This is a genomic window from Pectobacterium sp. F1-1, assembly GCF_025643735.1.
GTDB classification, from domain to species: domain Bacteria; phylum Pseudomonadota; class Gammaproteobacteria; order Enterobacterales; family Enterobacteriaceae; genus Pectobacterium; species Pectobacterium colocasium.
This window is the reverse complement of the sequence record NZ_CP104733.1, coordinates 566270-590308: the sequence shown is the minus strand read 5'-3', so window position 1 is coordinate 590308 and position 24039 is coordinate 566270. Positions and strand designations below refer to the sequence as shown.

Annotated in this window: 9 protein-coding genes; 6 read left to right on the top strand and 3 right to left on the bottom strand. The window is 57.0% G+C overall.

What is annotated here, in order from left to right; all coding sequences use genetic code 11:
• The first annotated feature begins 129 nt into the window (after positions 1–129).
• The 6 genes from NAL19_RS02620 to NAL19_RS02595 all read left to right on the top strand — a co-directional run bounded on the left by NAL19_RS02620 (position 130) and on the right by NAL19_RS02595 (position 14704).
• Complete coding sequence (locus NAL19_RS02620) at positions 130–933, top strand: efflux RND transporter periplasmic adaptor subunit (RefSeq protein ID WP_263058680.1); 804 nt, start codon at positions 130–132, stop codon at positions 931–933.
• Positions 930–2255, top strand: a complete 1326-nt coding sequence (locus tag NAL19_RS02615; protein WP_263058679.1) for an efflux RND transporter periplasmic adaptor subunit — start codon at positions 930–932, stop codon at positions 2253–2255. Before NAL19_RS02620 ends, NAL19_RS02615 begins: the two co-directional genes overlap by 4 nt.
• Positions 2252–4360 carry an HlyD family efflux transporter periplasmic adaptor subunit gene (locus NAL19_RS02610; protein ID WP_263058678.1) on the top strand — a complete coding sequence of 703 codons (2109 nt, stop codon included), beginning with the start codon at positions 2252–2254 and terminating at the stop codon, positions 4358–4360. The genes NAL19_RS02615 and NAL19_RS02610 overlap by 4 nt, the downstream gene beginning before the upstream one ends.
• Positions 4361–4834: 474 nt before the next feature.
• Positions 4835–5722, top strand: a complete 888-nt coding sequence (locus tag NAL19_RS02605) for a phage tail protein (RefSeq protein ID WP_263058677.1) — start codon at positions 4835–4837, stop codon at positions 5720–5722.
• Between the two features lie 106 nt (positions 5723–5828).
• On the top strand, positions 5829–13145 hold the full coding sequence (locus NAL19_RS02600; protein WP_263058676.1) for a putative Ig domain-containing protein: 7317 nt from the start codon (positions 5829–5831) through the stop codon (positions 13143–13145).
• A 50-nt stretch (positions 13146–13195) separates the two neighbouring features.
• Positions 13196–14704 carry a TolC family protein gene (locus NAL19_RS02595; protein ID WP_263058675.1) on the top strand — a complete coding sequence of 503 codons (1509 nt, stop codon included), beginning with the start codon at positions 13196–13198 and terminating at the stop codon, positions 14702–14704.
• A 75-nt stretch (positions 14705–14779) separates the two neighbouring features.
• On the opposite strand, the gene NAL19_RS02590 is transcribed toward NAL19_RS02595, so the two are convergent.
• From NAL19_RS02590 to dhbA, 3 genes are read right to left on the bottom strand one after another with little or no spacing between them, the layout of a single operon-like run.
• Positions 14780–16894, bottom strand: a complete 2115-nt coding sequence (locus NAL19_RS02590; protein ID WP_263058674.1) for an amino acid adenylation domain-containing protein — start codon at positions 16892–16894, stop codon at positions 14780–14782.
• A complete protein-coding gene (locus NAL19_RS02585) occupies positions 16891–23244 on the bottom strand; it encodes a non-ribosomal peptide synthetase (protein WP_263058673.1) in 6354 nt (2117 codons plus the stop codon). The genes NAL19_RS02590 and NAL19_RS02585 overlap by 4 nt, the downstream gene beginning before the upstream one ends.
• 22 nt (positions 23245–23266) lie before the next feature.
• Positions 23267–24037 (bottom strand): 2,3-dihydro-2,3-dihydroxybenzoate dehydrogenase, encoded by a 771-nt coding sequence (gene dhbA / locus NAL19_RS02580; protein ID WP_263058672.1) that lies wholly within the window; start codon positions 24035–24037, stop codon positions 23267–23269.
• Between the last annotated feature and the right edge of the window lie 2 nt (positions 24038–24039).

Genomic DNA, 24039 nt, shown 5'->3' with positions numbered 1-24039 from the left:
CAGTTGTCAATACAGCGCATTTTGTACGATTATATTCCCCAAAATAAGCACCGTTAATAAGTGAAAATTCAGAAAGTCCCTTTATCTTTTCTGACGTGGCACACACCTCAACAAATAAGGCAGGTCAGTGTGGATGGTTTCAGTAACGTAATATTTCGCCACGTTTTTCAATTGCTGGCGCTTTCCTTATTCGCGTTTGCGGCCCATGCGCAAACAAGCGACCCACTCCTGGCAATGCCCTCTCATGACACCTCCTCTCTCACGCCTACTGACAATCAGGCTCGCGGCATTCTGATAGCGGTGGAACAAGCCACGCTGTCCAGCGAACTGGCTGGACGTATTGTGGAAATTCCGTTTAGAGAAGGGGAATCCTTCAAGAAAGGCGATCTACTGGTACGGTTTGACTGTTCTGTTTATCAGTCCCAATTAGCAGCCGCTTCTGCTGCCGCACGGGCAGCAGAAGCGGAACTGAGCCAAAACCAGCAACTGGCGCAGATGAAATCGGTGGGGAAACACGCGGTATCGTTATCTGCCGCGCACTTTGCACAAGCGCAGGCAGAAAGCCAGGTTTACCAAATTCAGGTCAACCGTTGTCGCATCACAGCCCCCTTCGACGGTCAAGTGGTGAAACGCCGTGCGCAAACCTTTGAGAGTGTGGCGCAAGGTGCTCCACTGCTGGACGTGGTGAATAACCGCAATCTAGAGATCAACTTACTCGTCCCATCACGACTTCTGTCGGTGCTCAAACCCGGATTAGTTTTTACCTTCACGCCGGATGAAACCGGAAAACCGTTACAGGCCAAGGTCACACGACTTGGCGCACGTATTGATGAGAGTAGCCAAACGCTGAGCCTGATTGGTACGCTGGCCCACGCGGACAATACCTTGATGGCCGGAATGAGCGGAACGGCACAGTTTTCGGAGGCGCGGTGAGTACGACACCAACGTCTGCCAGCACCGCTGCGTTTGCTCGCTTCCTTGACATAGAGCGGCAAGCGCGGGCAGCCAACAGCACAGAAGAGCTAGCTTACTGCATCGTCAACGATAGCCAGCCGCTATTCAATTTTCGCCATGCCGCACTCGTGATTAACGGTAAGGTACGCGCCGTAACTGGCGTGACACAACCCGCACCGCACGCCCCTTTTGTCGCCTTTGTCGAACGCGCCTGTACGCAGTTATCATCCGTCGATGAGAAAGCATTGGCTCAATGCCGAGTGATTCAAGCCTCACAGCTTGATGAACAAAGCCGTAGAGATTGGCAGTCGCTGTCTGCCCCCGAGGTGCTGTGGTCCCCCCTCAACGATCGTCAGGGGAACCCCTTCGGTGCAATTTGGTATGCAAGAGAGCAACCATGGCAGAGTACCGATCAGGTACTGGCGGAGCAGCTCAGCGGGGCTTTTAGCCACGCCTGGCTGGCTATCGAACCGCAAACGACTCGTTGGCGGCGTCGGGCTCGGTGGAAAATCGTCGTACCTGCGCTGCTACTGCTCGCTTGCCTGTTCATTCCGGTGCGCCAATCCGTGTTGGCACCCGCCGAGGTTATTCCTCATCAAGGCCGTGTCGTCGCCGCGCCACTGGACGGCGTGATCCAATCCTTTACCGTGTTACCGAACCAGAGTGTACGTCAAGGGGAAGTGCTGGTTCGCTTTGACAGCACAACATTGAAAGCCCAGGCAGATGTGGCCGAACGTGCATTGAATGTCGCCGAAGCGGAGCACCGTGCGAGTTCTCAACGTGCGTTTCAGGATGCGGATTCCAAAGCCAGGCTCGACTTTCTCGCCGCTCAGGTGGCACAAAAACGAGCGGAGCGCGATTACGCCAATGCCTTGCTAAGTCGAGCAGAAATCCGCGCCGAACGGGATGGCATTGCGGTATTTGCCGACGCAACGCGCTGGATGGGTAAACCGGTACGCACCGGCGAACGTTTGATGGAGTTGGCAGACCCCGCTCTCACCGCGTTACGTATCGAGCTGGACGTTGGCGACGCCATCCAGTTGCAACAAGAGGCACCCATCACTCTGTTTCTGGACAGCGATCCACTGACGCCGCACGCCGCATTGTTAGAACGTATCGCCTATGAGTCGGAACAGACACCTGCCGGCAATCTCGCCTACCGTCTGGATGCACGCTTCACGGATACACCGCCCCGTATCGGCCTGCGCGGCACGGCAAAAATTTCCGGCGACTATGTTCCCCTTGCCGTTTATTTGTTCCGTCGCCCACTAGCCGTGATCCGTCAGGCGATTGGGCTATGAATCCGCATCTACCTCCCCTGCGCGCCGATCTTCAATTGGTAGAATCGGCTCCTGGCATCAACGGAGCCCCGCAGTGGGTGCTGTCCGATCCTATAACTGGGCGTTATTTTACCCTGACTCCCTCGGCTATCCGCCTGCTGCGTCATTGGCCATTGCGCCAGCCGCAGAAAATATTGGCTGCAGCCAACAGTGAACCCGGCCTGCCGCTGCGAGTGAAAGAGCTGGAGCAACTACTGCAGTTCCTGCGCCAGCACGATTTAGTCGCGGCAAGCGATGCAGAACAGCGTCAGCGCTATCTGGGCAAAGCTCGGGCGATGCGCACGAGTTTGTGGAAAAGTGTGCTGCACCAGTATCTTTTTTTCCGTATTCCGCTGTGGCGACCCGATCCAGTACTTAACCGCTGTTGGCCATGGCTACAGCGCTATGGCACGCCCTTTCTGATTTGGGGTTTTCCACTCGTCCTACTGCTAGGTTTATTTTTAGTCAGTCGAGACTGGGTACGTTACACCCATTCGTTTCCACACCTCTTCAGCCTGTCCGGCATGGCCGTGTTCGGTGTCTCTCTGGTGTTCGCCAAATTTATCCATGAACTAGGCCATGCTTTCATGGCCAAACGGGCAGGCTGCCGTGTGCAAAGCATGGGTGTGGCCTTTATCGTGTTATTTCCCTTGTTTTATACTGACACTACCGACGCCTGGAAACTGAAGGATCGTCAGGCACGTTTGCTTATCGGCGCGGGCGGCATTCTGGCTGAACTGATGTTGGCGGTGATTGCACTCTTGGCCTGGACATTACTGCCAGATGGCCCGGCACGAACGGCCGCCTTTATGCTTTCCAGCGCGACGTGGCTGACCACGTTGGTCGTAAACCTTAACCCTTTGATGCGCTTCGATGGCTACTTTTTACTTAGCGATTTCTGGCGCGTAGAAAATCTGCAAGAACGCGCCTATGCGCTCTGCCGCTGGCGGTTGCGGGAAAGTCTGTTCAGTCATGGTCACCCTGCGCCGGAAAACCTTTCTCCATCCCTGCAACGCAAACTGCTAGTGTGGGGCTATGCCTCTTGGATATGGCGCTTCTTCCTGTTCTTTGGCATCGCGCTGGTGGTTTACCATTTTTTTATCAAGGTGATCGGCATTGGTTTAATGCTGGTGGAGATCGTCTGGTTTATCGCACTACCGATAGCCAAAGAAGCCTATGCCTGGTGGTCCATGCGCAAATCAATACACCCTATCGCTTTTTTGCGCAGCGCCCTGCTGTGCTCGACCTTCTTGTTTATCTTGCTCTATCCATGGGGTGGCAGCATCCACATTCCTGCCGTATTGGAAGCCGAGAAAGTCAGTACTCTTTACAGTCCAGTACCGGCGCAGGTTAACCGGCTACACGTTACAGATGGTCAGCGGGTAGATGCCGGAGACATTCTGCTGGAGCTCACGTCAGTCGATCTGGATTATCGTCTCGACATTGAGCGTCAGCGTATCACCCAGTTACAGCAGCAACGACAGCGTGGAGCGGCACGGCAGGAAACGGCGAGTGAAATTCAGGTCATGGATCAACAGTTAGCTGAGGCGCTGGCACGCTATCGTGGGTTGGCAGCACAGCGTCAACGCTTAACAATTCGGGCACCGCAAGCAGGTGTAGTACGCGATCTGGCACGTGATCTGACAGCAGGACGCTGGTTAACGGCGGATATGCCATTACTACGCGTGGTGGAACCCACTCAGGGACGGGTGATTGGCTATATACCTGAAGAATCACTCATACGTACTCAAGAAGGCATGCAGGGCATCTTCCTTGCCGACGATCCCGCTTTCCCACGTCTTGACGTTACGCTTCATGAGATTGCCCCCACGGGTAGCGCTTACCTGCCACAAGAAATGCTCGCATCCGATCGCCATGGCCCCATCGCCGTGCGCCGCGACCGCGACCACAATCCCCAACCGGTACAAGCGCAGTACCGCGTTCGTTTTATGGTACAGGAGGAGCAATTCCTGCCGCCGCAACAGCCTCTGCGGGGCAGCGTTATTCTGGAAGGGGAAAAAGAATCCATTCTTGGTGCGGTATGGCGTCGGGTTGCCGCGTTGGGGATCAGGGAAAGCGGGTTTTGACGAGGATAAGCCGGGGTATCTATCACATTTGCGATAGCCATAAGGTGTTTATGATGATCCCCCGAGGTATACCCGACATCCTTCAAGTTGCATGTGCGTTGGCTGCATTTAAATATGCGGCCCATCGAGTTCCCCGCCCTAAAGAGCCGCTGCAAGCCGTGTTCAAAAATGCCTTGCCGTTTTTGTCCTGAACCCCGAATTATTTAGGGTATCTCTCGCTGACTGATAAATCACACCACCCTATTGATAATAAATGAAAAATAAACTTATGTGATTCTCTGCTTATTTCATTTGAATGGTAACTGTAAATTAATGTTGTTTTTTGTAGTATTTTCTTTCCTGACTGAGCTATATTTCTGATGTGTCATACAGATTTTATAGCACCACTGTTCCCTTAGTATTTGATTTTTCATCAAAATTATACGGTTGGTTATTAATATTAATAAATCTGCTATTCCTCCAGGAGGGATGTGTATGAGGCATATTCAGCGTTTATTTGTTACATCAGCAATCACTACCGCTATCACCGTGGGTGCTTTTATTCCTCAAAGTGCCATGGCCTGTAATGACGAATCCTATACTGGCAGCGTATGTTCTTTTGCTATGTCTTTTTGCCCGCGCGGCTGGCTTCCAGCCAACGGTCAGACTGTCCCTATCAATAGCTATCAGGCGTTGTACTCCCTGTTGGGATTCCAGTTCGGCGGTAACGGCTCAACCACCTTCGGGATACCTGATTTGCGTGGACGCTCGTCAGTCGGAACGGGTACCGGGCTCGGGTTACAGACCGTCACCCTCGGGCAGAAAATCGGTAATCCGGCGGTGAATGTTACCGTGCCTTTACCCGCGCATAACCACATCGCGGCCTTTACTGCAACCACCTCTACGACCACAGTTACAGTGCCAGAAAAACCCGGTACCGGCTTAACGGTAAATGGCCAGACCATCACCAATACGCACAGCCTGACGGCAGCGACTTCCGGCCTGCTGAAAATTGCAGGTGGGTCTGCTGTCGCTGGTAACGCATCGCTGCCCACCAATGGCGCGATACTGGCCAAACCCGCATTGGGGGCGCCTAATATTTATAATCCTACGGCGACTGCCGATACTACTATAGGGCCTAGCCAGACGCTTACCGGCCCGGTGAGCGGCACCATTACCTCGTCTATTAGCGGCGGTACGGTAACGGGTACGCCAACGATTCCGTCGTTCCCGATAACGATACCGACAGTCACTGGCGGAACAGTGGCGGTAAACGTAACAGGGGTAGCGCAGCCAGTGGTTAACGTGGCGACCCAGTCGCCTTCGCAAGGGCTGACCGTTTGCATTATGGCTAATGGACTGTATCCACCGCGTCCTGATTGATAACTAACAGGATGGTTCGTGGGCAATTACCTGAAAAAACAGACCAGTCCGGCATAACGCGGGCTGGTCTGTGTTGTAAATAAATCACATCCTGAAAGGTATCCTTATGTTGTGGCGTCATTGGCTGGGTAAAAAAAGTCGTCAGGTTTCACAGGGCGTTGAGTTCAACGCGGAGTCGCCTCTGGGGGTCATGCTGGAAGCGCGAATGCTATTTGATGGTGCGGTAGCTGCCACCGTTGAACAAACCGTCACAACACAAGATACAGCGACGCAAACCGCGACAGCGGATACGGCCTCGCATACTGTCAGCAGTCAGTCTGACCAGCATGAGACCAATACTCAGGATTCAACGACTTCGGCGGACAGCAGCGTTGCGATGGCGGGCAGCACCACGCATAAAGAAGTGGTGTTTATTGACACCTCGGTGGCAGATTACCAGCAACTGGCTCACGGCGTAAAAGACGGGGTTGAGGTGGTGCTGCTGGATGCCAGCAAGGATGGATTAAGCCAGATAGCGCAGTGGGCGCAAACGCATACCGGTTATGAGGCTATCCATATTATCAGCAATGGTGGTGAAGGCCGTTTGACGCTGGGGAACGTCACATTAACCGACAGCATGCTTGCCAGCAGAAGCGCCGACCTGACGACCATCGGCCAGGCGTTAAGCGATGCCGGCGATATTCTGCTTTATGGCTGTAATGTAGCGGAAGGAATCAATGGGAAAGCTTTCATCAGCGATCTGGCCGCGTTAACCGGAGCCGATGTGGCGGCATCTACCGATCTGACTGGGTCGGCGGCGTTGAACGGCGACTGGGTGTTGGAAGCGCAAGTAGGCAACATAACCACCGACCTCGCGTTAACGGCGGCTACGCAGAGCGGATATACCCGCGTGCTGGATACCTTCACTTTTGAAGCCGGCTCCAGCGGCGGTAGCGGTAATAATCAGACCTGGCAGGAAGGGACGCATACCCTGCATTTCGATTTTGTCGGTAACGTGCTGGCTGGGTTAAACAGCGATGGCAATAGCATGATATATGACGTGCAAACGGATGGTTCCAGCTCGTCAAATTCGCTGACGTTTACCATCAGCATTCCCGGCTATATTTTTGACTTGTCTTCACTGGATATGTTGAACGCCGATGGCGTCGGGAATATGAACTACACGATTTCATCCAGTCAATCGACCAGTGGGGACAATAAGAGCGGGGTGCTACTCTTCCCCGGAGCGGTGTCTTATACCACTATCAGCGGCTTTAACAGCAATTTTGCCGGCGTTTCCTCGATTACTATTACCACATCAGGTACTAACGAGTACTACCTGGATAATCTGGTGTTAAACAACATTCGGGCCGCGTCTTCGGTGGATGCGACATCGACCGTCACTGCCGGGCCGTCCAGCGAAGCGACGACATTCTCCACGACTGCCACCTCTGCAGCCAGCGCCGTTTCGCTGCTGGATTTCACTATTACCGACCCCGGCACGTCAGATGGTTCGGCCACGACCGTCAGCACGTTCTACGCCAATGTCAGCGGGACGGCGACATCATCAGAACTGAGTCAGATGCGGTTTCTGCTCAGTGGCCCGGATGCCACCAACGTAGTTGGTACGTACGACAGCAGCACCGGCAGAATCACGTTTTCCGGTCTCAGCCTGTCGATTGCCAATAGCAGCAGCGAAACTTACACCATCAAGGCGTATTACAACGACAACACCAGCAGTAACGACATTACGGACCACCACACGGTGGTGCTGTCGGTGAATGCCAATAATTTTACTACCGGGTCAGGCAGCTCCACCTTTGCCAGCAGCCAGGCCAATGTGACCAATGGCAGCGGCGCCAGCATTGATGTGGCGGCAACCAAACTGATTTACAGCCAGTCGCCGTCCACCGCAGTGGTCAGCGGCATTAACTTTACCACCCAGCCCATCGTGATCGCTGTTGACGATCGCGGCAATATCGATACTGATTTCAGCGGCACCGTCACGCTGAGCGAAAATGGCAGCGGCTCGCTGACCGGCACCACATCAGTGACGGCATCAAACGGTATCGCTACTTTCAACGGCGTGAAATATACCTCTGCCAGCGACGCCGACGCCAACTTTGTCCTCACCGCCGCGTCTGGCAGTCTGGTCAACGCCGTCTCGACATCAATCGATCCGGACGTGGTCGCAACAAGGCTGGTTTTTTCCACCCAACCGGTGCCCGTCACCATTCAGGATGGGCAAAGCACCAGTTTCAGCACGGTACCGGTAGTGCGGGCAGTCGATGCCAATGGCATGGTGGATCAGGATTACACCACCAATATCACGCTCTCGGTGACCGATCCTAACGACGGCACCGTTGATGGCACCGTCAACAGTCTGTCGGTCACCTCCGGCGATCAGGACGTCAACGGCTCGACGGTAACGCTGACGCCCTCTGGGGGAATTGCCACCTACACCGGTCTTATTATCCAGTACACCAATAGCGGCAGCACCAATACGCTGGCGCTGCGGGCCATCTCGGGCAGCCTGACGGCGGTCAACAGTTCGTCGATTACTTCGACCTCCAATACCGCGCCGGTATTCAGCAACCTAAACGGCGGAGCCACCTATACAGAGAACGGCAGTGCAGTGGTGATAGACAACGACGTCACGGTCGCCGACACCGAACTGGATGCACTGAACAGCGGACTGGGCAACTATAACGGCTCCTCGATTACCATCGCCCGTAATGGCGGAGCCAACAGCAATGATATTTTCGGCAACAGCGGTTTGCTGGGAGTGCTGACGCAAGGGCAAAATTTCACATACAACGGCACGGCGATGGGCAGTGTCACCACCAATTCGAACGGGACACTGACGCTGACGTTCAACAGCAACGCGACCTCGGTCATCGTTGACGCGGTGCTGCAATCCCTGACCTATGCGAACAGTTCCGACAATCCGCCAGCCAGCGTCACCCTGAACTGGACCTTCAATGACGGTTCGCTAAACAGCGCCGGCAGCAATCAGGCGGTACTCACTATTACGCCGGTCAACGATGCGCCGACGTTATCCGGCGGCGTCACGGTGACGCTGACCACCACGACGGAGGATGTCACCTCGTCGTCCACATCGATATCGTCGCTGTTGAGCGCTGCCGGTTACGCAGATGTAGACAACGGCGCCGTCAGCGGTATCGCGCTGACGGCGCTCACCGGCAACGGAGCGTGGCAATATTCGACGAACAGCGGAGCCAACTGGTTTAGCGTCGGCACGGTGTCCAACTCGTCGGCGCTGCTGCTCAGTTCGACAGCACAGATTCGCTACGTGCCGGACAGCGCCAATGGCGAAACCGCCACCTTCAGTTTCAGAGCCTGGGATCAAACCAGCGGCACAGCAACCAATGGGGCGACTAAGGGGCTGGCAGATACCTCGACCGTTGGCGGCAGCAGCGCGTTCTCTATCAACAGTGCGCAGGCGTCGCTGGCGGTGAGCAACGTCAACGATGCGCCGACCTTATCCAGCGGCACCACGGTGACGCTGACCACCACGACGGAGGATGTCACCTCGTCGTCCACATCGATATCGTCGCTGCTGAGCGCGGCAGGTTACGCGGATGTGGATAATGGTGCCGTCAGCGGTATCGCGCTAACGGCGCTCACTGGCAACGGGACGTGGCAATACTCAACGAACAGCGGAGCCAACTGGTTTAGCGTCGGCACAGTATCCAGTTCATCGGCGCTTCTGCTCAGTTCGACGACACAGATTCGCTATGTGCCAGACGGCGCTAACGGCGAAACCGCAACGTTAGGTTTCAGAGCGTGGGATCAAACCAGTGGCACCGCAACGTCAGGTGCGACCAGAGGGCTGGCAGATACCTCGACGACTGGTGGCAGCAGTGCGTTCTCCGCCAACAGTGCGCAGGCGACATTAGCAGTGAGTAACGTCAACGATGCGCCGACCTTATCCAGCGGCACCACAGTGACGCTGACACCGACGACTGAAGATGTGACATCTGCCGCGACTACAATATCCTCATTGCTCGGCAATGCCGGCTATGGCGATGTAGACAACGGCGCTTCCAGCGGTATCGCCATTACCACGACAGTGGGGAATGGTGGCTGGCAATATTCCACCGACAGCGGGGCCAACTGGTTTAATGTCGGCACGGTATCAGGTTCATCTGCACTTTTGCTCAGTTCGACGGCACAGATTCGCTATGTGCCAGACAGCGCTAACGGTGAAACCGCAACGTTAGGTTTCAAAGCGTGGGATCAGACCAGCGGTACGGCAACAGCGGGGGCTAGCAAGGGGTTGGCGGATACCTCAACCTCCGGCGGCGGCAGCGCGTTCTCTACCAATAGTGCGCAGGCATCGCTGGTCGTGACCGACGTCAATGATGCGCCCACTGTCGGCAACACAGTCAGTGGTCAAAGTGCGACAAAAGATGCGGTGTTCAGTTTCACCGTGCCATCCGGTACGTTTGTTGACGTAGACAGCGGCGACACCCTGATCCTGAGTGCCACGTTGGCCAACGGCTCGGCGCTGCCTGCCTGGCTGACCTTTAACCCCGCCACCAGGACCTTTTCCGGCACACCGGGAAGTAACGATGTGGGTAACCTGACCATCCGGATAACCGCCACCGACAGCGGTAATGCATCAGTCAGTACCACATTCGGGCTGACGATTAATAATAATAATCTTCCCCCGGTCGTTTCCACCCCCGTGACCGACCAGAGCATCGCACAAAACGGCAGCTTCAGCTTTATCGTACCGGCCGGCACCTTTACCGATCCCGATATCGGCGACACCCTGACGCTCAGCGCCACGCTGGCCAACGGCTCCGCGCTGCCTGCCTGGCTGACCTTTAACGCCGCCACCAGCACCTTCTCTGGCACGCCGGGCAATGCCGATGTCGGTAACCTGTCGATCCGTGTTACCGCCACCGACGGCAGCAATGCCTCCGTCAGCACCACTTTTGGCCTGACGGTTACCAACGTCAACGACGCGCCTGTGGTTTCCACCCCCATTCCACCACAGACGATTGCACAAGACGGCAGCTTCAGCTTTATCGTACCGGCCGGCACCTTTACCGATCCCGATATCGGCGACACCCTGACGCTCAGCGCTACGCTGGCGGACGGCGCTGCGCTGCCAGCCTGGCTGTCGTTTAACTCGGCCACTGGCACCTTATCCGGTACACCGGCCAATGGAGATGTGGGCAGCCTGACCATCAAGGTCACCGCCACCGATGGCAGTAGCGCCTCGGTCAGCACCACCTTTGGCCTGACCGTTACCAACGTCAACGACGCGCCTGTGGTTTCCACCCCCATTCCACCACAGACGATTGCACAAGACGGCAGCTTCAGCTTTATCGTACCGGCCGGCACCTTTACCGATCCCGATATCGGCGACACCCTGACGCTCAGCGCTACGCTGGCGGACGGCGCTGCGCTGCCAGCCTGGCTGTCGTTTAACTCGGCCACTGGCACTTTCTCCGGCACACCGGGCAATGCCGATGTCAGTAACCTGTCGATCCGCGTCACCGCCACCGACGGCAGCAACGCCTCCGTCAGCACTACCTTTGGCCTGACGGTCACCAACGTCAACGACGCGCCTGTGGTTTCCACCCCCATTCCACCACAGACGATTGCACAAGACGGCAGCTTCAGCTTTATCGTACCGGCCGGCACCTTTACCGATCCCGATATCGGCGACACCCTGACGCTCAGCGCTACGCTGGCGGACGGCGCTGCGCTGCCAGCCTGGCTGTCGTTTAACTCGGCCACTGGCACTTTCTCCGGCACACCGGCCAATGGAGATGTGGGCAGCCTGACCATCAAGGTCACCGCCACCGACGGCAGCAACGCCTCGGTCAGCACCACCTTTGGCCTGACGGTCACCAACGTCAACGACGCGCCCGTGGTCTCCGGCACCGTTCCGCCACAGACGATTGCACAGGGCGGCGGCCTGAACCTCACCCTGCCGCCGGGACTCTTTACCGATCCCGATATCGGCGACACCCTGACGCTCAGCGCCACGCTGGCCGATGGCTCGGCGCTGCCTGCCTGGCTGACCTTTAACGCCGCCACCGCTACCTTCTCCGGCACGCCGGGCAATGCCGATGTCGGTAACCTGTCGATCCGCGTGACTGCCACCGACGGCAGCAACGCCTCGGTCAGCACCACCTTTGGCCTGACGGTTACCAACGTCAACGACGCGCCCGTGGTCTCCGGCACCGTTCCGTCACAGACGATTGCACAGGGCGGCAGCCTGAACCTCACCCTGCCACCGGGACTCTTTACCGATCCGGATGCGGGCGACTCCCTGACGCTCAGCGCCACGCTGGCCGATGGCTCGTCGCTGCCTGCCTGGCTGACCTTTAACGCCGCCACCGGCACCTTCTCCGGCACGCCGGGCAATGCCGATGTCGGTAACCTGTCGATCCGCGTGACTGCTACCGATGGCAGCAACGCCTCCGTCAGCACTACCTTTGGCCTGACGGTCACCAACGTCAACGACGCGCCCGTGGTTTCCGGCACCGTTCCGCCACAGACGATTGCACAGGGCGGCGGCCTGAACCTCACCCTGCCGCCGGGACTCTTTACCGATCCCGATATCGGCGACACCCTGACGCTCAGCGCCACGCTGGCCGATGGCTCGGCGCTGCCTGCCTGGCTGACCTTTAACGCCGCCACCGGCACCTTCTCCGGCACGCCGGGCAATGCCGATGTCGGTAACCTGTCGATCCGCGTTACCGCCACCGACAGCAGCAGCACGTCAGTGAACACGACATTCACATTGTCGATTATCAGCGTCCCAGCAGAAGTAGATGGCGGAGATCCTGAATTCAGGCTGGGTAACAGCACATCCTTATCCACAAGCAGGCCACAGACCAATCTGATCATCTCTACGCAGGGAGAGTCACAAGATTCGTCCGTCACGCTCGGGGCAATATTTTCTTCTTCCTCGCTTGGCACTGTCGGCAGCAGCCAAGTCGCCAATACGGCGACGATAACATCGACTATTTTCCACGCTTCGCAACGTCAACCACAAGCTGGCATCATGCCGGTCGGCCAGATAGCCGGTACCTTTGCGCAAGGTAATTACGTCGGCGATACCAACCATTTTGACAGTTCGCTCGGGTCATTCCCCAGCTTTAATTCAGGTGGGGCGTTAGGCGGGACATCAGCCTTGTCCGGCTTGTTCTCGGGGATCAATCTGCCTTCAATCACCCCCATGGAGGTCTTCTCCAGCGGCAGTTGGAAGGGGGTTAATGTTGGTGATGCCCAAAGTACACGGCTAACCTCACCGCCGGGAGTCACCGCGGGTCAATTCATTCCCGATCTGGGGCGGCAATTACAGCACATTGGTGATGCAAAATTACAACGGCTGGCGGCAATCGAACAGGCGTTGATTGACATGGATAAACACAGTTTTGGGGCAGAACGTTCATGAGAATAACAACCATGAAAACAACAAATACGGACAAGATAAAGGGCGGAATAGTGTCAAAGGGTCGGAAGTTTTTCAGCCTCAGTCTTGTCATGATGGCCGTGAGCGGTTGTGCCGTTACCAGCCAACCTATATCAAAAGAGCAAAGTGAACAGCGTATCCAGCAGGATAGAAGCGCCATGTTCAGCGAGCAAGAGCCCGTTACGACGTCCATTACGCTTTACGATGCGATGGCAAGAGCGCTCAAGTACAACCTGGAAGCACGTCTCCGTGTGATGGAACAAGCGCTATCACAACAGCAGTTGGAACTTGCACGCTACGACATGCTGCCTCAAGTCGCGATGTCAGCAGGCTACGTCGGACGTAGCAATACCAGTGCCTCCAGCAGTACAAATATTGCTACTGGCGCACAATCATTAGCCCCTTCGACATCTCTGGATCGTGAGCGCGAGGTCGCCGACCTGACGATGGTATGGAACGTTCTCGATTTTGGCGTCAGCTACGTCGGTGCCAAACAAAAGGCCGACCAGCGCTGGATAGCCGACGAACGTAAGCGCAAGGTCGTTCACACCATCCTTCAGGATGTGCGCTCAGCATATTGGCGCGCTGTCACGGCAGAACGTTTACTTGGCCGCATTGATAGCCTGATAGATCGCGTCAATCAGGCACGTGTGGCCAGCGAAAGCATGAGCACGCAACAGATTGGCGATCCTATTGAGGTACTCAGCTACCGTCGTGCACTTATTGATGCCACCCGTCAGCTAGAAGAGCAACGACGTGCCTTGTCGTTAGCGAAAACTGAACTGGCGACCCTGATGAATCTGCCATTAGACACCGCGTATACGCTGGCATTACCAGATAGTCATGATATGGCGGTGCCACAGTTGAATGTGGATATCAAAACGCTAGAACAGAGTGCACTGCTCAACCGTCCCGAGCTGAGAGAACAGGATTACCAAACACGCATCCGTGCAGCAGAAACGCGCAAATCACTACTGCGTATGCTGCCAGGGCTAGAAATTAGCGCAGGAGGTCACTACGACAGCAACTCCTTCATCACGAATCAGAGTTGGGCAGATGTTGGGGTGAAGGTGACCTGGAATCTTTTTAACCTTATCTCGGGGCCGGCAGCATACAAAACGGCGCAGGCTAATGAATCCGTATCGGAAGTACAGCGTCAGGCGATGTCACTGGCGATTATGGCGCAGTTGTACATCGCCCGAGCCAACTTCAATGAGGCGCAGCGGCAGTACAAGACCAGTGCGGAATTGCGCGATCTCGACACCCAAATCGTCGAACAACTGAGAAACCGCTACAAGGCCAACAGCATTGGTGAATTGCAGTTGATTCAAGGTGAACTCAATGCCCTCAACGCCAGTTTGCGTCAGGACCTGGCCTATGCAGAGCTACGTAATACCTACGGACAAATCCTCTCGACGATCGGACTGGATTTGCTGCCAAAAACGCTGCCGTCCAGTAATCTTGCGGATATTAGTCAGTCTCTACGCCAGGCTGAAGGCAACTGGCAACAGGGAAAAATCAATACGTTGCAATCTTTCTGATACATAACATTGCCGTACCTGAGAATGCCATTGTTACACGATAGTGAGAGGGCAGCGGCGCTGCCCTCTCACTTTTCAGACGTCCGTCAGGCGTTTACGATCGACTTTACCGCTGCCGGTTTTCGGCAGCTTATCAAGCACCACAATACGCCCCGGCACCATGTACGCCGGTAAGAACTGATGCAGCTGTTTGCGCAGCGCCAGTTTGGTCATCTCTGAGCTGGGTTTATACTCCACGTAGCCGACCAGCACCGCCTCATCTCCCTCTCCCTGAAGTTTGACGGCCGCATCCTGCACCTGCTCGATCTGTTTCAACTGCGCCTCGATCTCCCCTAACTCGATGCGAAATCCCCGTAATTTTACCTGATCGTCGAAGCGACCAAGATACTGATAACGATCGTCCGCCAGCAGCCGGACTTTATCGCCGGTGCGATACATTCGCTGCCCGGATTCCACCTGCTGAATAAAACGATCCTGCGTCAGATCGTCACGCTGCCAATACCCGCCGCTCAGCGCCTCACCGAGAATGCACAGTTCGCCGACCATTCCTTCCACCAGTGGATGGCGATCGTCATCGATCACCAGATGCTGATAGCCCGCCAGCGTGTTACCCAGTGCAACCGTATGCTGATTCTCTAACGCTGTGCTATCGATCTGTGCCATCTGCGACCAGATCGTCGCTTCGGTTGGCCCATAGCAATTCCATAGCGTCCTGCAACGGCTGACCAGACGCTGCGCCAGCCGCAGATCCAGCGCTTCACCGCCGCACAGCGCCACCAGATCGGGTTTACCCTGCCAACCGGCTTTAAACATCATGCGCCAAAACGCGGGCGTGGCCTGCAAGACATTGATGTTCGGTCGAGCCTGCAAATACGCCGCGACCGCCTGTGGATCTTTGTATTCCTCATGCGTGGTCAGGTGCAACACGCCGCCGACCCACAGCGGCGCAAACACTTCCAACATGGAGATATCGAACGCCAGCGTAGTAATCAGCAGCCAGTTGGCTTGATGCGTTAAATCCAGCCGCGCGGTGCTGGCATGAATAAAGGTTTGCAGTGCCCGCTGACCAATCACGACGCCTTTTGGTTTCCCCGTCGAACCGGAAGTAAACATCATGTAGGCCGCCGTTTCCGCGCCCTCCGTCCGTGCCAACTGTACGCTCGCGGCGGCATCGCTGGCGGCATACGGTAAATCGCCGAGGTTCAGGATCGGGCAGTCAAACGCCAGCGAACCGCCGGTGTAACTGTCCTGCAAGACTGCGGCTAGTGCCGCTTCCTGCTGAATCGCCTGTAGGCGTTCCCCCGGAAAATCCGGCTCCAGCGGCACAAACGCCACCTGAGAAAACAGGCAGGCCAGCAGCGCCGCCACGGTGTCAGGCTGACGGCTCAGATGCAGCCCCACGCGCTGACCAGCCGTGATACCCTGCGCAGCCAGCACCTGTTGAATCAGCGCAACGCGTTGCAACAGTTCCCGATAGCTGATTTCACGTTCCTGAAAGCGAATGGCCACACGCTCCTGACGTTCTTCCTGAGTAAGATGCGCCAACAGCTCATCGTGCAGAGCAGGCGTCGTCGCCCTGTGCGGTAGCGGCACCACCCGCGGACTGAGGCGAATCTGTGCCAGATGCTCCCAACGCGGTGCCAGCAGTCCATCGAGTAGCTGAATAAGATGGCGGGCAATGCGCTGTAGCTGATGGTTATCAAACTGCCCGTCAGGTGCCGTCAGAATCAATCGATCGTTCTGAACCTGTACGATCAGCGCCACGCTTTGCGCCGCTTTTTGTACAACCACAGGTAACGATGCCATTTCCCCCACGATCAGCAGGCTGCTAAACAGCGCATGCTGCGTGTCGGCTGCCGGAATCTCTGGCGCAGACAACGGATCGCACAACGATCCCACTGCTGCGATCCACTCGCTCACAAGACGATCGCGCTGGTGAAAATGCGCGATCAGCGGTCTTACGTGGTCAGGAAGATCGCACTTGACGAGCGCAGCACACACCTGCTCTTCACCGCTGTATTTGTACAGCAGCCAGCTCCATGCCGCACTCACCAGCGACGTAGGATATTGTCGGGGCAGTTCACTGCTGTGGCACTGTTCACCATGCGCGGCACCTACCCGCTGCCCGAAGGCCGTGGGCTGTTGGATATCCGCCAGCGGGTTCTCCACTGCTTCATCATTCCCTGTCATGACAGCGTTCCCTCATTGGCGGTCACCTTCGACTGTGCCAGATATCCGCTCAGTGCCTGCGGTGACGGGTAACGCTGCAAGAGCGCCACACTCACCGGCTGCGCTAATGCGCGGCTCAATGCCTGTGCCAGCGCAATACGCTGGAGCGAATCAACACCGCTTTCACACAGCGTCTGCGACCAGAGGCCGGATTCACTGCGTTTCAGCGTCTGCGCCCACACGCGTAACAACGACTGGGCTGACGGTGTGTCAGGCGAACCAGCGCGGCTATCCTGCATGGCAACCTGCCTCATCGCTGCATCTGCCACCTTATTATGTCCAACGATCTCAGTTGGCTGCTGCGGTGAGCTATTCACCAGCGCCACCACTTCGTCATGCCAGCGCATCAGCACCCGACGCGCCTGCGCACTGTCCAGCACATCGGCGTCAAACTCGAAGCGCAGCAGCATGCAGCCCGCCTGCTCACGCACCACCAGATTCAGCGGCATCTCGACTTTTTCATAGGCGGCTGAAAACTCGGGAGATAGCCGATGCGGGTCGTCAGCACGTTCACCTTGCTCCTCCTTTGCTCCGGGCCGATTTTCATTAACAGGGTAGTTTTCATAAACGAACAGGCTATTAAACAGACGCGGACGTCCGGCTGTCAGGGCAATCAGCGACTGCGTGGCATGCTGATTCATCGCCATCAGCTCATTCTGCAACTGCACCAGATGCTGTTGTAGCGATACCGGCTGCTGCCAGCTCAGCGCCAGCGGCAGGCTGTTGATATACAGACCCACGCTGCTCGCCACGCCCTCCACCGGACTTTCCCTGCCTGACAGCACGTTGCCGACAATGCTGACTGCATCGCCAGTCGAGCGCGCCAGCAGCCGGTGCCAGGCATATTGCGCGATAATGCTGTGCGTAACGCCCACTTCACGGGCAAAGGCGGTTAGCGTCGCCTGATCCTGTTCATTCAGGCTCACACCGGTGACCTGCGGTTCAACCTGCGTCAGATGCTGGCTGAGATCGGCGCGTTTCCCCGTCGCCGCAAACAGCATCGCCACGTCGTTCGTCTGCGCCAGCAGCGGCTGACGCTGCTGCCAGAAGGCATCGACGGCAGGCTGCTGCGCCACGGCATGCAGTGCATAATCCACATAGGCGCGATCCACCTGAATCGCTGGCGCTTCACCGTGTATTAATGCTTGCCCGTTCATCAGCAGTTGATAGTCACGGTGTACCGCGCCCAGCAGCTGTGGGCCGCTCCAGCCATCAATGATGCTGTGGTGACAGCTCAGCAGTACCCGATAATCCTGTTCACCCACGCGGAAACAGGCAATGCGCAACAGCGGCGGCTGTGACAAATCAAATCCGGTGCGTAAATCCTGCTGGCGATAGCGTTCAATGACCGCCTGTGGATCGGCCTCCTGCGCGACATCCTGATAGTAGAAAGGCAGCTCTGCCTGCTTCACAATCACCTGTACGCTGGCCTGTTCGCTTTCCAGCGCGGCACGCAGTGCCGGGAACCGCTGAATCTGACGCTGCCAGGCCTGACGATAGCCTTCCACGTCCAGCGCCTGTGCATAGCGAACCGGCGTTTGCAGATGATAGGCATCGTCCTGCGGACAGCGCAGGCGGTGATACAGCATCGACTGCTGGAGCGATGACAGCGGCAACAGCGTGTCGATGTCATAACGCTGCGACAGGCTATCGAGCGGTGTCTGACTCAGCATAACCGCAGGGAAATCGCTAGGGGTAAAGACGGTGCCGTGGCGTAGCTGTGCCAGACAAGCTGCCGTCAGCGCACGGATATTTTCCGTCAGCCGCACCATCAGGCGGTCACTGTCATGCTGATTGAGGCAACCGACCTGACGCAGCGTGAGTTGCCCGCCCGCAATACCACCGTGGAGGCTGATTATCTCCTCAGGTTTATTCTCTGGTGAGACACAGCAGCCCGGTGCGACATCCACCGGACGCCACACACCAGCCGCCTGAACGGACAGTCCAAGATAGTTGAACACAATCGGCGACAACGTCAGCGAGCTGCCTTGCGGATGGTAGTCGCGCAGCGGGTTAAATCCGACGCCTTTATCCGGCACCTGACGCAGCTGTTCCTTGCTGGATTTAATCAGGGAAGCCCAGTCAGGTTTATCTTGCAGGCACACCGGATAGGTGCTGGTAAACCACCCGACCGTACGACTAACATCCAGCGTCGGATCAATCGCTTCGCGACCATGCCCTTCCAGCATGATGCGTGCGTTGTCACCCCAGCCAAGCTCGTTTAACGTGCGGGTCAGCGCCGCCAGCAGCAAATCACTGACTTCGGTATTAAAGGCACGATTCGCCTCGCTCACCAGTTGGCCTGTGGTTTCGGCATCCAGCGTCAGCATCGCCGCACTGGCATGGCCTTGCGGATCTTTCGCCGCCAGTAGCGCCGTCTGATCACCCCCGTCTTCCTGCGCCTGCCAGTACGCTAACTGTTCTGCATGTTGCGTAGCGTAGTGGTGCAGCGCCGTGCCCCACTGGCGATAGCTCGACGTTTTCGGCGACAGCGGTTCACCGAGGTACAGCCGTTCCAGGTCATCAACCAGAATGCGCCAGGACACGGCATCAATCACCAGATGGTGGAAAGCAAGGAACAAGGCAGTGTCCGCCTGCGGATGATGACGCACCAGCGCACAGGCCATCGTTCTTCCCTGCGCAGGGTCGAATTCACGCTGCAACGCGGTAAACGCCTGTTGCAGGCCGTCGTCGCCAAGCTGGCGATAATCCAGCATCGACACCGCAGGGAAAGACACTTCCGTCAGATAGCGCTGCCCATCGGCATCACAGGCCAGACGCAACGCGTCATGTTGTGCCATCAGCGCCTGCAACATCGTGGTCAGGCGTTCGGTATCCACGTCAGGCAGTTGAATCATCGCCGCCTGATTCCAGTGTTCAGGACGTGCCAGCGGTTGTTTCATAAACCAGCGCTGAATCGGCAGCAGCGCGAACTCACCTTCCAGCATGCCCTGCTCCGCCACAATACCCGTGTCGCGGTTGTTCTGCGCCAGCACGCGGCACAGACGCCGCACGCTTTTCGCCTCGAAAACATCCTTCACCGTGCAGGCGTAGCCCGCGCTGCGCAGGCGCGTCGTCAGTTGAATACTGAGGATCGAATCGCCGCCTAAGCGGAAGAAATCATCCTCCACGCCCAGCGGCGTATTCAGCACGCTGCGCCAAATCGCCAGCACGTCCGCTTCCAGCGGGTTATCGGCTTCCCCGTCGCCTTCGCTGGCTTCCAGCACTGGCGGCAGCTGTTTCATATCGAGCTTGCCGTTTGGCGTCAGCGGCATGACTTCCAGCAAAATCAGCCGGAACGGCACCATGTATTCCGGCAGGTGCTTCGCGACATCAATCAGGACAGCGGCAGGTTCCGGCGTGCTGCTGTCGGCTTTCACCGTGCCATAGGCAACCAGCGCCGGACGGTTCCCCACCTGCGCCACGATGACTTTAACCTGTTTCAAAGACGGACAGACCGCCGCCAGCTGTGCCTCGATCTCACCCGGCTCAATGCGGTAACCGCGTAGTTTGATCTGCTCATCAATACGGCCACAGTATTCATAGTCACCGTTGTTCAACAGCCTGGCCTTATCACCCGTGCGATAAATGCGCAGCGTCGCTGTACCTTGTCCGGTATGGTTCACATCGTTCAGCGTAATGTGTTCAAAGCGGCTGGCCGTCATCTGCGGTTGGTTGAGGTAGCCACGCGCCAGCCCAAGCCCCGCAAGGCACAGCTCGCCCGGCACGCCCGCCGGACACAGTTGCCCGGCAGCGTCCAAAATCAGCGCCTGAATATGAGCGATGGGCTGACCGATGGTGACGGGCTGACCTTTACGCAAGCGGGTGCTCAACGCGGTGACGGTACATTCCGTCGGCCCGTACATGTTGTACAGCGCGACCTTGTCGGCCCAGTTTTCCACCACGGCGTTCGGACAGGCTTCACCGCCCATACCAATGGCTTGAATACCGTTAACCTGCTTCGGATCGAGAATCGACATTAGCGCCGTCGGCAGGATCAGGTGCGTCGCGCCCGCCTGTTCGGCATGCACAATCGCCCGATCGTTAGGTTCGCCAAACGCCAGCGTGCCGCCGCTGCTCAGCGGCAGCAGCGTCGTCATGTTACCGGCGTCAAACGAGAGCGACATGCAGTTGAACATCGTGCTTTGCGACGTGAACGCAATGCGATCGCGATGATCGTCCAGCAGATTGATCAGCGAGCCGTGTTCGATCATGACGCCCTTCGGCAAGCCAGTCGATCCCGAGGTGTAGATCACCTGCGCCAGTTGCTGCGCGTGGCGCGGAATGGCCGGTGGTTCATCACCTGATAGATCGTGCCACTGCGCAACAATGGCCGGATCGGTCAGATCGATACACTGCTCCGCGGACCACTGCGCCAGCTGTTGCCCATCGCCGCCGAGAATCACGGCAAGATTGGCATCGGTAATGATGTGGCGCAGCCGCTCCGGCGGATAATCGGGATCCAGCGGCACATAGGCGGCTCCTGCTTTCCAGACGGCCAGCAGCGCAATGACAAAATAACGATCGCGTTTCGCCAGCACGCCAACCAGCGATTGTTCACCCAGCCCCTGACGGTGCAGCCAGTGCGCCAGTTGATTCGACTGCCTGTTCAGTTCGGCATACGTCAGCGTATCCGTGCGCTGTTCGCCATCAAAGGCTATCGCCAGTTGCTGAGGATCGCGCTGGGCGATGGCTTCAATCACGTCGGTTACCGTCAGCTGTGGCTGCGGATAGCTACGCGGCAGTTGCTGACTTTCCGCCAACACGGCAGCAAAGCGATCCGCTTCCATCAGCGGCAGATGCCAGACGTCGGTTTCCGGAGCCTCAACCACGGCCTCAATCAGCCGGATAAAGCGATCGGCATAATACTGGATCGTCTGGCGTTCAAACAATGCTGTGGCAAACAGCCAGTCCAGCCGCACCTCGCCCATCAGCTCCGTCACCTTAACCGAAATGTCCGTCTTGGCGGGCAGCACGGGTGAAGTCTCTTCCTCCGCATCGCAACCGGGAATCAGATCGTTGAAATCCACTTTAGCCTGATACACCAGCATTACCTGGAAGATCGGGTTGATCGCGGTGGTGCGATCGGAACCGATCGCCTCGCTCAGCGCTTCAAAACGATAAAGCTGATGATCGAAGGCCGACAGATCCTGCTCGCGGCAATATTGCAGGTAATCGACGAAACGCTGGCTGTCCTGCAACTGAGTACGCAGCACGATGGTGTTGACGAAGAAGCCGACGACATCTTCGATATCCGGTCGTTCGCGGTAGGCCAGCGGCGAACCAATGACGATGTCTTTTTCACCGCTGATGCGCGCCAACAGCAGAGAGAACACCGCATGCAGGCCGATAAAGTTAGAGGTATTGTAGCGCTGGCACAGGCGCTTGAATTTATCCCACAGATCGTTGTTGATCGCGGAGAAAATCACCTCACCGCCGCTATTCTGGTGCGCCGGACGTGGTTTATCCAACGGTAGGCTGTGAACTTCGGGGATCCCCGTCAGTCGCTCAACCCAGAACGGTTTGAATTCGTTGTGGTAATCCAGAAACGAGGCGGAATTGAACCAGTGTGCGTAATCGATATAGTTAAGCTGGGTCGGCTCGACGGGGTAAGGCTGGCGATTTTGACAGGCCAGAAAAGCCGGTTTGAAATCCGCAAACATATTCTTCACCGACCAACCATCGGAAATAATATGGTGCTGGGTGATCATCAGAACGTGCACCCGTTCGCTCATTTTCACCAGCCGCACACGAGTGAGATCGCCCGCCGTGAGATCGAACGGGCGGCTGATTTCCGCTTTCACCTGCTGCTGTAAGCGTCCTTCCCGTTCGTCTTCCGGCAGTGATGAGAAATCATCATGCTGTATCACAAACGGTTGATAGGCATCGATACGCTGTTCGCCCTTGCCGTGTTCGTTGACCACAAAACGGGTACGCAGGCTGGCATGACGCTGCGCCAGTGCGTCAAAGGCAAACTCCAGCGCCGCCACATCCAGCGTGCCGGTCAGACGAAAATAGACCGGCATATTGTAGAGGTGTGATTGCTCTTCGTACTGCTCGATAAACCACAGTCCGCTCTGTGATGACGACAGCGGGCCGGACGTCGCATTCTGCGGCGTGATGGGGCGTTCAAACGCCTGCTGCGCCGTCAGGCAACGCACAATGGCGTCTTTGTTTTCCTTAATCGTGCGCCCAATCTCTGGCGTGATCGCGTCTTTGCTGGACTGCGAAATCAACTGCCCCTGCGCATTTAACGCCAGACGGACGCCCTGACGCTCCAGCTGCTTTAACAGCGTTACGATATCTTTCATAACTTGTCACTCTCTCAGCAAATCAGGCCGTCAGCGTTGCCCCGCCGTCCACCACCACATCCTGCATGGTGATGTGGCTGGCGAGATCGGAAGCCAGAAAAACCACGGTATTGGCGATCTCTTCCGGCTGAGCGATCTTGCCCAGCGGAATCCCCAGTTTGTACTGGTCAGGAAAGCCCGCGATAGTGCGCTGCTCAGCACCGGCGCTGTGCCACATGCCGCGCTGCATCGGCGTGTCCGTCGATCCCGGCGACACCAGATTGCAGCGCACGCCGTAAGGCGCTAACTCCAGACCCGCACAGTGAGACAGGCTGGTGAGCGCCGCTTTCGAGGCACAGTACGCCGCCATTTGCATGCGGGGAACATGAGCGGCATTGGAACCAACGCAAACAATCGCACCGCGGCGCTGCTGCTTGAAATGCGGGACCAGTGCGTTTAACAGGTAAAACGCGCCAGAGGCGTTGACGTTGATGCACTGGTGCCAGTCGTCCACGCTCAGCGCGTCGATATCGCCCAAACGCAGAATCCCAGCGGCGTTGACCAGAACGTCTAGCCCGGTTTCCGCCAACTGCTGGCGACAGACCGCCGCCACACTGTCCGGTTCGCTGATATCCAGCGTCACACAGCTAAACGGATGATCGTCATGTCGGAATGCGCGGTCGAAACCGACCACGTTCGCGCCCAGCGCAACGAACTGGCGGGCAATGCTTTCGCCAATACCGCTCGCCGCACCGGTTACCCAGACGCTCTTGCCGCTGAAATCAAACTGAAGAGGTTGTGCCTTGTTCATCATTT